Source organism: Euzebya sp., from assembly GCF_964222135.1.
Classification (GTDB): Bacteria; Actinomycetota; Nitriliruptoria; order Euzebyales; family Euzebyaceae; genus Euzebya.
In genome coordinates this window covers 51,528-64,057 of record NZ_CAXQBR010000038.1, presented here as the reverse complement: position 1 = coordinate 64,057, position 12,530 = coordinate 51,528, and the positions used below count along the sequence as shown (strand labels likewise).

The window sequence follows — 12,530 nt, the reverse complement described above, 5'->3', positions numbered from 1 at the left end:
GCCCGCGCTGTCGACCCCTCAGCGGGTGCGGGGGAACCCGAGGTCGACCGCCGACGGCTCGGCCGGCCAGCGGGACGTGATGACCTTCTGGCGGGTGCAGAACCGGATGCCGTCGGGGCCGTAGATCGCGAGGTCGCCGAACAGCGACGCGTCCCACCCCCCGAAGGAGTAGCTGGCGACCGGGACGGGGATGGGGACGTTCACACCCACCATGCCGGCGGTGACGTCGCGGCCGAAGCGGCGCGCCGCGCCGCCGTCGCGGGTGAAGATCGCCGCGCCGTTGCCCCACGGGTTCGCGTTGACGAGGGCGACGGCGTCGGCGTAGGTCGGAGCGCGGAGGACGCACAGCACGGGCCCGAAGATCTCGTCGCGGTAGACCGACATCTCCGGGGTGACGTCGTCCAGGAGGCTCGGGGCGAGGAAGAACCCCTCGGCCGGCACGCCTCCCCGGCCGTCGCGGACGACGGTGGCGCCCTCGGCCTCGCCCGCGGCGACGTAGCCGGCCACGCGGTCGCGGTGCGCGGCGGTGATCAGCGGGCCCATGCCGGTGGCGGGGTCGGTGCCGTCGCCGACGACGATCCCGTCGATCCGCGCGTCGATCCCGGCGACCAAGGGGTCCGCTGCGTCGCCCACGGCCACGACGACGCTGATCGCCATGCACCGCTCGCCCGCCGAGCCGTAGGCGGCGCTGACCGCCGCGTCCGCAGCCACGTCGAGGTCCGCGTCGGGCATGACCACCATGTGGTTCTTCGCCCCGCCGAGGGCCTGCACCCGCTTGCCGGCGGCCGCGGCGGTGGCGTAGACCGACCGGGCCACCGGGGTCGACCCGACGAAGCTGACCGCCGCCACGTCGGGGTGGGCGAGCAACCGGTCGGCAGCGACCCGGTCCCCCTGGACGACGGTCAGCACGCCGTCCGGCAGCCCCGCCTCGGCGAGCAGCCGCGCGAGGAGGAGCGTGACCGACGGGTCCTTCTCCGAGGGCTTCAGGACGAAGGCGTTCCCGCAGGCGATCGCGGTCGGGAACATCCACAGCGGCACCATCGCCGGGAAGTTGAACGGCGTGATCCCGGCCATCACCCCGAGCGGGTGGCGGACCGAGTGCACGTCGACGCCGCCGGAGACCTGCTCGGAGTGCTCCCCCTTCAGCAGGTGCGCGAGCCCGCAGGCGAACTCGATGTTCTCGAGGCCGCGCGCCACCTCGCCGGCGGCGTCGGACAGGACCTTGCCGTGCTCGGCGGTGAGGGTCGCGGCGAGGTCGTCGCGGTGGGCGTCCACCAGGTCGCGGAAGCGGAACATGATCTCGGTGCGGGCGGCGAGGGACGTGTCGCGCCAGCTCGCGGCGGCGACCAGCGCGGATGCGACCGCCGCGTCGACCTCGGCGTCGTCGGCCAGGCCGACCGTGCCGGTCTGGCGACCCGTGGCCGGGTTGTGCACCGGGGCGGTCCGGCCCGACGCGGACACGACCGCGCGGCCGCCGATCCAGTGCGGGATGGTCGTGGTCACGTGCGGGTCCTCCTGTGCCGGTGGTCGGCCGATTGTCACCGATCCCCGCGGCCGTGCGACGCTGTGGCGGATGTTCGGCCTGCCGCCACTCTCCGCCCGGGACGTGACCGCCGGCCTGGCCGGTCTGGCGCGGGCGGGGGTCATCCGCCCGCTGCTGCCCACGCCGTCGCTCGTGGGGCTGCTGCTGGAGCTGCCGCTGGTGCGCCCGAACCTCGGCCTGGCCGTGGCCTACCAGGCCCACACCCAACCGGACGCGGTCGCGATCATCGACGAGGGTGGGATGGTGACCTGGGGGGAGCTCGACCGCCGGGTGACCCGCCTGGCCAACGTGCTCGGCGACCACTCCGAACCGGGCGGCGTCGTCGCGTTCCTGCTGCGCAACGGTCGGGAGGCGGTCGAGTGCTACGCCGCCGGCGGCCGGGCCGGGCTCGCGCCCGCCCCGTTGAACACCTGGTCGACGGCCAGCGAGATCGCGCGGATCCTGCACATGCAGCGCCCCGCGGTGCTGGTCTGCGACGCGGAGTTCCGCGCCGTCGCCGAGCGGGCGCTCCGGCTGCTCGACGACCCGCCGGTCCTGCTGGGCGTGGGACCGGACGGGGAGTACGAGCAGGCGCTCGCGGCGGCGTCGACCAGCGCGCCGTTCGCCCGGGGCACCTCGAAGGTGGTGATCCACACCTCGGGCACGACCGGGGCGCCGAAGGGGGCCGAGCGGACCGTCGGGCTGTCCCAGGCCGGCGCGCTGCTCGGCTTCGTCGCCAAGGTGCCGTTGCGGCGGGGCCACCGGGTCATGGTCCTGCCACCCCTGTTCCACGCGTTCGGGAGCGGCATGGCCGCGGCGGCCTGCCTGATCGGCGCGACCCTCGTCCTGCCCCGGACGGTCGACCCGGCGACGTTCGAGCGCGACGTCCGGGTGCACGACGTCACCGCGGCCGTGATGGTGCCGATCATGGTCCGCCAGGTGCTCGACCACCCCGAGCCGGCCTCGCCGTCGCCCCTGCGGATCGTGCTGACCAGCGGATCGGCGCTCGCGGCGTCCCTGCGCGACGAGGCGCAGCGCCGCTGGGGCGAGATCGTGTACGACCTGTACGGCTCGACCGAGGCCGGGTGGGTGGCGATCTCGACGCCGACGGACTTCCGCGAGCGGCGCGGCACGGTCGGCCGGCCGGGCCCGGGGATGCGGGTGGAGGTGCTCGACGAGCACGGGGAGCGGCTCGGCCCGGGCGAGGTCGGGGCGCTGCACGTGTCGACCGGCATGGAGTTCAGCGGCTACACCGGCGCGGACGGCCACCGTGGCGCGTGGGACATCGGGGACCTCGGCTTCGTCGACGCCGACGGGTACCTCTACGTGACCGGACGGCGCGACGAGATGATCATCTCGGGGGGCGAGAACATCTACCCCTCCGAGGTCGAGGAGGCCATCGCCGGCCACCCGGCGGTCGTCGAGGCGGCGGTCATCGGCATGGACGACGAGACCTACGGCCAGGTCCTGTGGGCCTACGTCGCGGGGGACGTCGAGCCGGAGGAGCTGCGGACCTGGCTGCGCGAGCGCCTCTCCCGGGTCAAGGTCCCCAAGCGGGTCGTCGTGGTCGACGCGCTGCCGCGGACCGCGACGGGGAAGGTGCTGAAGCGCCAGCTGGTCCAGTCCGAGCACCCCTCCCGGGGGTAGCGGGTCGGGGGTCGCGCGTCGCTCAGGCGTCGGTGACGCGGACCAGGTGGTACCGCTTCTTGCCGACCCGCAGGACCAGGGTGGAGGGGGTCGTGCGATCGGCGTCGGCGACCGGCCGGGTCGCGTCGTCCACCACGACGTTGTTGAGCCGCACGCCGCCCTGGCCGACCAGCCGCCGGGCCTCGCTGGACGACTTGGCCGCGCCGGCGGTGGTCATCAGCTCGGCGACGGTCATGCCGTCGGCCAGCGCACCGGCCGGCACGTCGACGCTCGGCGCGCCGGCGAAGGCCTCGGCGAGGACGGCATCGCCCAACCCCGTGAACGGCTCGTCGCCGAACAGCACCTCGGTGGCGCGGACGGCGTCGGCCACCCCCTCCTCCCCGTGGACGATGCGGGTCGCCTCCTCCGCCAGGCGCCGCTGGGCCGTCCGGCGGTGGGGGGCCTCGGCGTGGGCCGCCATGACGTCGGCGATCTCGTCGAGGTCGAGGAACGTGAACAGCTTGAGGAACCGCTCCACGTCGTCGTCCGCCGCGTTGATCCAGTACTGGTAGTACGCGTACGGCGAGGTCATGTCGGCGTCGAGCCACACCGCGTTGCCGGCCGACTTGCCGAACTTCGCCCCGCTCGCGGTGGTGAGCAGCGGCCACACCAGCCCGAACGCCTGGGCGTCGTGGAGGCGGCGGACCAGGTCGGTGCCGGCGGTGATGTTGCCCCACTGGTCGCTGCCGCCGATCTGCAGGGTGCAGCCCTCCGCGGCGTGGAGGTGGGCGAAGTCGTAGGCCTGCAGGAGCTGGTAGCAGAACTCGGTGAAGGTGAGCCCCTGGTCGCGGGACTCGAGGCGCCGGCGGACCGACTCGCGGGCGAGCATCTGGTTGACGCTGATGACCTTGCCGACGTCGCGGAGGAAGCCCATCAGGTCGAGCTGGCCGAGCCAGTCGTGGTTGTCGACCAGCACCCCGCGCTCGAGGTCGACGAACCGCTCGATGTCCCGGCGGATCCCGGCGAGGTTGGCCTCGAGCGTCGCGTCGTCGAGGACCTGCCGCTCGGTGTCCCGACCCGACGGGTCCCCGATGCGCCCGGTCCCCCCGCCGGCCAGGGCGATCGGGCGGTGCCCGGCGCGCTGCAGCCAGCTCATCGCCATGAGGCCGATCAGGTTGCCGGCGTGGAGGGACGCCGCCGTCGGGTCCATGCCGTAGTAGAAGGTGACCTGGCCGGCGTCGAGTGCGGCGCGCAGGCCGTCGGCGTCGGTGACGTCCTGCACGAAGCCGCGGGCGATGAGGGTGTCCAGCGGGTTCGGGGTCGACATGGTGCGCGACGGTACCCGTCGCCCCCCGGGGGGTGCTAGTGTGCGCAGCCGATGACCCGCACGCCGGTTGCCGCCCTCGCGACGCTCGTACGTCGCTGCGCTCCAGCTGCCATCATCGCGGGCGGGCCCTCCTAGCCCCCCGATCGAGACACCGGGCAGGCAGGAGCGGCCCGGTGGCTCCCCCTCGTCACCGGTCGCAGCCACCGCCCACGACCGAGGACGAACACCGTGGACACCCTCCAGGCACAGGCCGTCGCCCCCCGCGACGAGTCCGACCGCCAGGTGCTGACCCTGCACCTCGACGACCGCTGCCGCGCGCTGGCCCGCGTGCTCGCGCTGGTGGAGGGGCGGGGGCTCATCGTCGGCGAGCTCCGCTTCTCCCCCGCCACGACGGCCCGCCCGCACGCGCTCGCCACCGTCGAGGTGTCCGGGCCCGCCGATCGGCTCGACACCGTCATCAGCCGGATCGAGTCCCTCCCCAGCGTCCGCCGGGCCCTCGTCGGCCGCCCTGTGGCCGTGCCGCTGTAGGTCCGGACCGGCCTGTGACCCCTCCCAAGGGGTCTGGTGCGTCGACACACCCGGTCGGGAGTAGGGTCTGGGGCGATGCAGGACCGAGCCGCTGACGCGATCGCCGAGCTGACCAGGACCCTGCCGACGGGCCGCCTGCTCACCGACCCGGACGTCCTGGCGAGCTACCGCCACGACCGGGCGCCGGACCTGCCCGCCGGCACCCCCGCGGCGGTGGTCAGGGCGCGCACCACCGGCGAGGTCCAGACCGTCATGCGCACGGCCCACCGCCACCGCGTCCCGGTCGTGCCCCGCGGCGCCGGCGCCGGCCTGCACGGCGGGTCGAACGCGATCGACGGCGGCATCGTCCTGAGCGTCGAGCACATGACGTCGGTCCTCGACGTCGACCCGGTCGACCGGCTGTGCACCGTCGAGCCGGGGATCATGAACCTCGCGCTCAAGCAGCAACTGGCCGTCGACGGGCTGTGGTACCCGCCGGACCCCGCCTCGATGGCGTTCTGCTCGATCGGCGGGAACGTCGCGACGAACGCCGGCGGGCTGTGCTGCGTCAAGTACGGCGTGACCCGCGACTGGGTCGCCGGGCTCGAGGTCGTCATGGCCGACGGGACGCTCGTGACGACGGGCGCGAAGACGATCAAGTCCGTCGCCGGCTACGACCTGACGTCGCTGTTCGTGGGGTCCGAGGGGACCCTCGGCGTGGTCACCAGGGCCATCCTGCGGGTCCGGCCCCTCCCCCCGCCCGCCTCGACGCTGGTGGCGTTCTTCGACTCCCTGGCCGATGCGGGCACCGCCGTGGCGGCCATCTGCGCCGGCGAGCCGCCTGCCCTGTGCGAGATCATGGACCGGTCGACCATCGGGGCCGTCAACGACTTCCAGCGCATGGACCTCGACACCGACGCGGCGGCGCTGCTCCTGATCCAGAGCGACCTGGCGGGACCCGCCCGCAGCGAGCACGTCACGGCGATCGAGGCCGCGTGCAACGCGAACGGGGCGTCCTACATCGCCCGGACCGACGACCCAGACGAGGGTGAGGCGCTGCTGCAGGCCCGGCGCATGGCGCTGCCGGCCGTCGAGCAGCGCGGGGTGGCCCTGCTCGAGGACGTCGGCGTGCCCCGCTCCCGCGTCCCCGCCCTGATCGAGGCGACCGAGCGCATCGCCGCCGAGCGGGGGATCGAGATCTACTCCTACGGCCACGCCGGTGACGGCAACATGCACCCGACCCTGTGCTGGGCGGCCGACGACGCCGACGAGCACGCCCGCTCGATGCTCGCGTTCGACGACATCCTCACCGCGGCGCTCGAGCTCGGCGGCACCACCACGGGCGAGCACGGCGTCGGCTTGCTGAAGGACGGCTGGCTCGAGCGGGAGGTCGGTCCGGCCTCCCTCGCGGTGCAGCGCCAGATCAAGCAGGCGCTCGACCCCGAGGGGATCCTCAACCCCGGCAAGATGGCGCTCGGCGCGCGTGCGCCGTTCGCCGCCGCCGGTGACCGCACGGCCGCTGTGTAGCCTGGAGCGCCCGAGCCGCCGCACGCAGCCGCCGGGAGAGGGGACGAGCCGCCGATGGCCTACAAGCTTCCGAACCCCGAGCGGGAGCGCACCGAGCGCAACCGCGAGCTGAAGCGCCTCCGCACCAAGACCGACCCCGGTCGCGAGCGCGCCGAGCGGGCCGCCGAGCTGGCCGTGTGGTTCCACGACGAGCGGTCGATCAACCACGTGATGGAGCTCGCCCAGCTCGTCCTCGACGACGTCGACGACGGCGTGGAGGTCCTCCTGGACGCCTACCTCGACGACGTCCGCGGCGTCGAGGACCAGATGGAGCGCCTGGCGATGCTCGCCAACGTCGGACGGTGGATCGACGAGGCGGACCTCGAGGCGGCGGCCCGGGCGCGCGGCGCCGACGCGGCCGCCCGCTGGACCGGTGCGGTCGGCGACGAGATCGAGCGGGCGGAGCGGCTCACCGTGGTCGAGCGCCGCTTCGACGCCGAGCTCAGAGAAGCCGTGCAGCGCCAGCTCGCCTGAGGGATCAGCGCAGCAGGCCCCGCAGCGCGCCCACGGTCCCCTCGACGGCGCTGCGCGCGGCCGCCGACGCGCCGCCCATGCCGAAGAAGCCGTGGATGAGCCCGTCGAAGTGGAGGTTGGCGGCCGACACCCCGGCCTCGCGGAGCCGGGCGCCGTAGCGGAGCCCGTCGTCCGCCAGGGGGTCGTAGCCGGCCGTCGCGATCACCGCCGGCGCCAACCCGGCGAGGTCGTCGAGCTCGATCGGGGAGAACCCCTCCCCCGGCTGGTAGGCGTCGTAGAACCACCGCATCATGTCACCGGTCAGGTAGTAGCCCTCGGCGTTGGCCCGGTGCGACGGGCTGTCCATGGAGGGGTCGAGCGCCGGGTAGATCAGGCACTGGGCGGCGAGGTCCGGCCCGTCGGGCCGCTCGGCGGCGGTGTCGCGCCAGCGCTGGGCCGCGGACGCGGCGAGCAGCCCGCCCGCCGAGTCGCCCGCCAGCACCAGCCGGTCGGTGTGGCTCCAGTCACCCATCCCGGCGACGGCCCAGCCGATCCAGTCCCACGCGTCCTCGTGGGCAGCCGGGAAGGGGTGGTCGGGGGCGAGGCGGTACTCGACGCTGACGACCACGGCCGGCAGGTCCACGAACGCCCGGGCCTGGACGTCGTGGGTGTCGAGGTCCCCGACGACCCAGCCGCCCCCGTGGAAGTAGACGACCAGCGGCATCGGGCCCTCGTGCACCGAGCGGTTCAGCGGCCGGTAGATGCGGGCCCACAGCCCGTCGCGGTTGAACCCCTCCACGGCGCACTCCGGACCTGGCGCGGGCCCGTCTCCGCGGCGGGCGAGGGCCAGCTCGCGGAACGCCGCGCGCGCGTCGGCGGGTGAGGGGTGCTCGTGCAGTGCGGGTCGTCCCGCGGCCTCGGCGGCGGCGAGGAACGCGGCGATCTGGGGGTCCAAGGTCATGGTCGCCCCATCTTGGCGCATGTCGGGCATGATCGTCCCCATGCCCCTCGACCTCGACACGATCCGGTCCGCCCCGAAGGTCCTGCTGCACGACCACCTGGACGGCGGGTTGCGCCCGGCGACCGTCATCGAGCTGGCCGACGCCAAGGGGTACGCCGACCTGCCCACGACGGATCCGGACGAGCTGGCGGCGTGGTTCACCCGCGGCGCGGACCGCAAGAGCCTCGAGCTGTACCTGGAGGGGTTCCGCCACACCGTCGGCGTGATGCAGACCGCCGAGGCGCTCGAGCGGGTGGCCTACGAGGCCGCCGCCGACCTGGCCGCCGACGGGGTGGTCTACGCCGAGATCCGCTTCGCCCCCGAGCTGCACATCGACCGCGGGCTGGCAATGGACGCGGTCGTCGAGGCGGTGCTGGCCGGGTTCGACCGGGGCATGGCCGACCACCCGATCACCATCGGGACGCTGGTGACGGCGATGCGCCACGCGGCGGTGTCCCTCGAGATCGCCGAGCTGGCGATGCGCCACCGCGACGCCGGCGTGGTCGGATTCGACATCGCCGGGGCGGAGGCCGGGCACCCCCCGACGCGCCACCTCGACGCGTTCCAGCTGATCCACCGCGAGAACTCCCACGTCACCATCCACGCGGGGGAGGCGTTCGGGCTGGCCTCGATCTGGGAGGCGCTGCAGTTCTGCGGCGCCGAGCGGCTCGGCCACGGCGTCCGGATCGTCGACGACATCGAGGTCGCGCGCGGTGACGACGGGGAGGCGACGCTCGGGCGGCTGGCGGCGTTCGTGCGCGACCGCCGCATCCCCCTCGAGATGTGCCCGACGTCGAACGTCAACACCGGGGCCGCGCCGTCGCTGGCCGAGCACCCGATCCAGTTGCTGAAGGACCTCCGCTTCAGGGTGACGGTGAACACCGACAACCGGCTGATGTCGGGCGTGTCGATGACGTCGGAGCTGCAGGCGATGGTCGAGACGTTCGGGTGGACGCTCGCCGACCTGCGCTGGGTGACCATCAACGCGATGAAGTCCGCCTTCTGGCCCTTCGACCGGCGCCTCGCCCTGATCAACGACGTCATCAAGCCCGGCTACGCCGCGCTGGGGGCCTGACCCTCAGGCGATGCCGCGCAGGCCGCTGACGCCGGGGAACGGCATCGGCGGGATGCCGAGGCGGCGCATCTGCGCGACGTACTGGCGGTAGTGGCGCTGCGCCTCGCCGTGGCGTCCCGCGGCGGAGCAGATGCCGATCAGCTCGGCGTAGGCGTCCTCGTCGTAGGGGTCCTCGGCCAGCAGGCGGAGGGACGCGCGGACCGCCGCGTCGTGGTCGCCGCGGGCGCCGGCCAGCGCCACCAGGTGGCGGAGCGACTCGAGGTGGGCGGCCCGGGCCTCCTCGCGGGCGGGGATCGCCCAGTCCTCGTACGGCAGGTCGGCGAGGAACTCGCCGGCGTACACGCCGGCCGCCTCCTCGCACCGCTCCTCGGCGTCCGGGCGGCCGGCGGCGACCGCGGCGCGGGCGCGACCCATCGCCTCGTGGAAGCGCTGCAGGTCGACGTCGAGGTGGCGGAGGTCCACCCACACCGCCGAGGGGTCCGCGGCGACGAAGTGGTCCGGTGCGTGGCGCTTGTCGGGGTCGAGCACGCCGCGCAGCGTCGAGAGCGCCACCGACAGGCGGTTGCCGACGCGGTCGGGATCCTCGCCGGGCCACAGCGTCTCGAGCAGCACGCCCCGCGCCACCCGCTGACCGCGGCGTGCGATCAGGATCTGCAGCAGGTCCCGCGGCTTCCGGGACCCCCAGTCGGACGTCGCGACCGGCGCGCCGTCGCGGTGCAGCGCGAAGCCGCCGAAGGTGAAGACCCGCACGGCGGCATCGTCCGCCGCCTCGCCGTCCGCGTCGAGGAGCCCCGCGAGGACCTGGTCGAGCCCGGCGACCTCCACGACCCGGTCGTGCACACCCGCGGCGCGGCGGCCGGTCGCCGCCGCCTGCACGGCCACGAGGTCCCCCGCGATCCGCGCCCGGGCGTGGGCGACGCGGAGCGCGTCGAGCGCGGCGCCGGTCCGGTCGTGCACGGCCGCGGCTGCCGCCAGCCGGTCGTCGCGTTCGCCGGGGTCCTCGGCCAGCGCGGCGAGGGCCTCCTCGGCCTCGGCCTGCGCCCACGTCACGCCGCTGCGGCGGGCTTCGGCGAGCACCCAGCGGGCATCCGCACGAGCCTCTGCGACCTGCCCCAGGCGCAGGGCGGTCCAGGCGCGCGCCAGCCTGGCGGGGAGCCGCAGGGTGCCGGTGGCGGCCACGACCGCCTCGCCGGCGTAGCCGTGGGCCGCTGACGCATCGACGGTGACGCGGGCGGCACCTGAGAGGGCGAGGACGACCGCCTGGGCGTCCCCGGTCGACCGTGCCGCCCGGGCGGCCTCGGCGTAGCGGCCGCAGGCCTGCTCGATGTCGCCGCGGTCGCGGTGCACGTCGGCGAGGACGATGCCGGGGTAGACGCCGAGGCCGATCCCGCCGCGACGACCGATCTCGATCGCCTCGGTGGCGTGGTGCTCGGCGGCGGCGAGATCGCCGCTGCGGCGGTGGGCCTCGGCGAGGTTCGTCATGACGAGCAGCCGGCTGGCGGCGTGGCCGGCGCGGTCGGCGGGGGGCAGGCAGGTCTCGGCCTCCGCGATCGCCTCCGCGTAGCGCCCCTGCTCGACCAGCGCGCTCATGTGGTTGCTCGCGAGCCGGACCTCCATCAGCACGGCGCCGTACCGCTGGGCGTAGTCGCGGGCATCCCGGTGGTGGCGCTCGGCGGTGGTGCGGTCGCCCTCGCTCGAGCAGAGCGCGTGCATCGCGGTGTGGGCAGCGCAGAGCACGTAGGGGTTCTGCGTGCGCGCACCGATGTCGAGGGCGACGGATGCGCAGTCCCGTGCCGCGTCGTGCTGGCCGACCAGGAGGCGGGCGAAGGCCTCCCCGCCGCGCAGGATGCCGGCCTCCCAGTCGTCGGGGTCGATCGGGGCAGCCGCGTCGAAGACGGCCAGGGCCTCCGGGATCTGCCAGCGGAGGTACAGGAGGAGGCCCAGGCGCCACGCCACCGGCGCCGGCAGGGCGTCCGACCCGGCACCGGCCCGCCGGAGGCAGTCGAGGGCCTCGGTCCACTCGTTGCGGATCAGGTGCGCGTCCGCGATCACGACCTCGAGCTCCGGGGTGCGCCGCGAGATGTCGAGCAGCGCCCCGGCCCGCACGATCACGTCCATCTCGGCGGTCCGGGTGAGGTAGCTGACGTGCTGGAGCAGCACGTCGGCGACCAGGTCGGGGTCACCGGAGGCGAGCGCCACCTCCATGGCTGCGACCGGCCGGTCGATCGCCCCCAGCGCGTCGACCACCGCCCGGCGGATGGCGACCTCGTCGCGGACCTGGAGCGTCGAGGCGACGAGGGGGGAGACCAGCGGGCTCCCGTCGTCCTCGCCGGGTTGGACCAGCCCGCGGGCGGCGAGCTGCTCCACCGCACCCGGGGGCGCGCCGAGGGCCTCGCAGAGCGCCGGGTCGAGGCCGGGCGCCACGGTCCCCCAGGTGAGGACGTCGACGAGGGCGGGGTCGAGGCGCGGCAGGACCTCGGTCCGCAGGTGCGCGCTGACGGCGACGAGCCCGCGACCGGAGGCCTCCAGCTCGACCACCCGCCGGTCGGCGGGGATCTCGACCAGGGAGAGGGCGACGAGCCGGACCGCCTCGGGCCACCCGCCGGTGAGTCGGCGCACGGCCGGGCCCAGCGCGGCGCCGGGGTCGTCGAGCACCCCGCGGACCAGGGCGTCGACGCCGGCGGCGTCGAGCCGCAGCGCGTCGGTGTCGATCTCGGTCACCGCCGCGCGGGCTCGCAGGGCGTCGAGGTCGATGCCGGTCGGGTGCTGGCTGGCGATCGCCACCTGCACCCCTCGGGGCAGCTGGCGGAGCAGCGCGTCCACGAGCTGGGCGCCGGGCGAGCCGGCCGCCAGGTGGTCCGCCTCGTCGAGCACGAGGGCGGCGGGGGCGGCCAGGACCCAGCCCATCGCGGCGGCGAGGTCGGCGGCTTGGACCTCGATCGCGCTGTCGTCCGCCCCACCGCCGGCGGCGATGACGTCGAGGGTGAGCCGTTCGCCCTCGGTCAGGTCGGGACGGGCCGATCGGAGCGCGGTGGTGATGGCCCGCACGATGCCGGAGGTGCTCGCCGCCGACGGACCGAGGCGAGCCCACGCCGTGTGGCGTCCCCTCCCCCACACCGCGAGCCCGGTGGTCTTGCCCCAGCCGGAGCCCGCGCACACGGCGATGACAGGGGTGGCCACCGAGCCGAGGCGCGACTCCAGCTCCGGCCGCGGGACGAGGTACGGCGGGAGGGTCGGCGTGCTCGAGTGCGGGGTCATGGCAGGAGAGCCGCACCGGGGTGGCCGGACGGGACCACGCGTCCCGTCCCACCAGCACCCGCGTGGACGGCGATCCTACGCCTCCTGCCGGGCCCGCATCGACCGCCAGTTGCCCATCCCTCGCCCGCTCGTCCACCTGGTGGATCTCGCCCCGGTTCGGGCCACATCCACCATCTGGCCGGGGGAGGGCAGGTGC

9 protein-coding genes are annotated in these 12,530 nt (G+C 74.9%); 5 read left to right on the top strand and 4 right to left on the bottom strand.

Going from position 1 to position 12,530, the window contains the following annotated elements; genetic code table 11:
- Positions 1-18: 18 nt before the first annotated feature.
- The gene (locus ACEQ2X_RS09215; protein ID WP_370325511.1) at positions 19-1,503 is read right to left on the bottom strand and encodes a CoA-acylating methylmalonate-semialdehyde dehydrogenase; all 1,485 of its coding nucleotides are present in this window, start codon (positions 1,501-1,503) and stop codon (positions 19-21) included.
- Between the two features lie 70 nt (positions 1,504-1,573).
- Between ACEQ2X_RS09215 and ACEQ2X_RS09210 the strand changes: the two genes are divergently transcribed.
- Positions 1,574-3,169, top strand: coding sequence for an AMP-binding protein (locus ACEQ2X_RS09210; protein ID WP_370325510.1), 1,596 nt, complete (start codon positions 1,574-1,576; stop codon positions 3,167-3,169).
- 22 nt (positions 3,170-3,191) lie between these two features.
- Here ACEQ2X_RS09210 and tyrS read toward each other — a convergent pair whose 3' ends face one another.
- Positions 3,192-4,475 (bottom strand): tyrosine--tRNA ligase, encoded by a 1,284-nt coding sequence (gene tyrS / locus ACEQ2X_RS09205; protein WP_370325509.1) that lies wholly within the window; start codon positions 4,473-4,475, stop codon positions 3,192-3,194.
- 228 nt (positions 4,476-4,703) lie between these two features.
- Here tyrS and ACEQ2X_RS09200 point away from each other — a divergent pair, with 228 nt between their 5' ends.
- From ACEQ2X_RS09200 to ACEQ2X_RS09190, 3 genes are all read left to right on the top strand, one after another.
- Positions 4,704-5,003: a hypothetical protein gene (locus ACEQ2X_RS09200; protein WP_370325508.1), complete on the top strand. Its 300-nt coding sequence runs from the start codon at positions 4,704-4,706 to the stop codon at positions 5,001-5,003.
- 75 nt (positions 5,004-5,078) lie between these two features.
- Positions 5,079-6,509 (top strand): FAD-binding oxidoreductase, encoded by a 1,431-nt coding sequence (locus ACEQ2X_RS09195; RefSeq protein WP_370325507.1) that lies wholly within the window; start codon positions 5,079-5,081, stop codon positions 6,507-6,509.
- 54 nt (positions 6,510-6,563) lie between these two features.
- Positions 6,564-7,022 (top strand): hypothetical protein, encoded by a 459-nt coding sequence (locus tag ACEQ2X_RS09190; RefSeq protein WP_370325506.1) that lies wholly within the window; start codon positions 6,564-6,566, stop codon positions 7,020-7,022.
- 4 nt (positions 7,023-7,026) lie between these two features.
- Here ACEQ2X_RS09190 and ACEQ2X_RS09185 read toward each other — a convergent pair whose 3' ends face one another.
- Entirely contained in the window at positions 7,027-8,004 is a 978-nt protein-coding gene (locus ACEQ2X_RS09185; RefSeq protein ID WP_370325505.1) for an alpha/beta hydrolase, read from the bottom strand.
- On the opposite strand from ACEQ2X_RS09185, the gene ACEQ2X_RS09180 reads away from it, so the two are divergent.
- Positions 7,982-9,076 carry an adenosine deaminase gene (locus tag ACEQ2X_RS09180; protein WP_370325504.1) on the top strand — a complete coding sequence of 365 codons (1,095 nt, stop codon included), beginning with the start codon at positions 7,982-7,984 and terminating at the stop codon, positions 9,074-9,076. The two genes, ACEQ2X_RS09185 and ACEQ2X_RS09180, sit on opposite strands and share 23 nt — an antisense overlap.
- A 3-nt stretch (positions 9,077-9,079) precedes the next feature.
- On the opposite strand, the gene ACEQ2X_RS09175 is transcribed toward ACEQ2X_RS09180, so the two are convergent.
- Positions 9,080-12,334: a BTAD domain-containing putative transcriptional regulator gene (locus tag ACEQ2X_RS09175; RefSeq protein ID WP_370325503.1), complete on the bottom strand. Its 3,255-nt coding sequence runs from the start codon at positions 12,332-12,334 to the stop codon at positions 9,080-9,082.
- Positions 12,335-12,530: the final 196 nt, after the last annotated feature.

Excerpts from the sequence above, each read along its gene's own strand:
- ACEQ2X_RS09210 (WP_370325510.1), top strand. The coding sequence starts at position 1,574 with ATGTTCGGCCTGCCGCCACTCTCCGCCCGGGACGTGACCGCCGGCCTG.
- tyrS (WP_370325509.1), bottom strand. The coding sequence starts at position 4,475 with ATGTCGACCCCGAACCCGCTGGACACCCTCATCGCCCGCGGCTTCGTG.
- ACEQ2X_RS09195 (WP_370325507.1), top strand. The coding sequence starts at position 5,079 with ATGCAGGACCGAGCCGCTGACGCGATCGCCGAGCTGACCAGGACCCTG.
- ACEQ2X_RS09190 (WP_370325506.1), top strand. The coding sequence starts at position 6,564 with ATGGCCTACAAGCTTCCGAACCCCGAGCGGGAGCGCACCGAGCGCAAC.
- ACEQ2X_RS09180 (WP_370325504.1), top strand. The coding sequence starts at position 7,982 with ATGTCGGGCATGATCGTCCCCATGCCCCTCGACCTCGACACGATCCGG.
- ACEQ2X_RS09185 (WP_370325505.1), bottom strand. The coding sequence starts at position 8,004 with ATGGGGACGATCATGCCCGACATGCGCCAAGATGGGGCGACCATGACC.
- ACEQ2X_RS09175 (WP_370325503.1), bottom strand. The coding sequence starts at position 12,334 with ATGACCCCGCACTCGAGCACGCCGACCCTCCCGCCGTACCTCGTCCCG.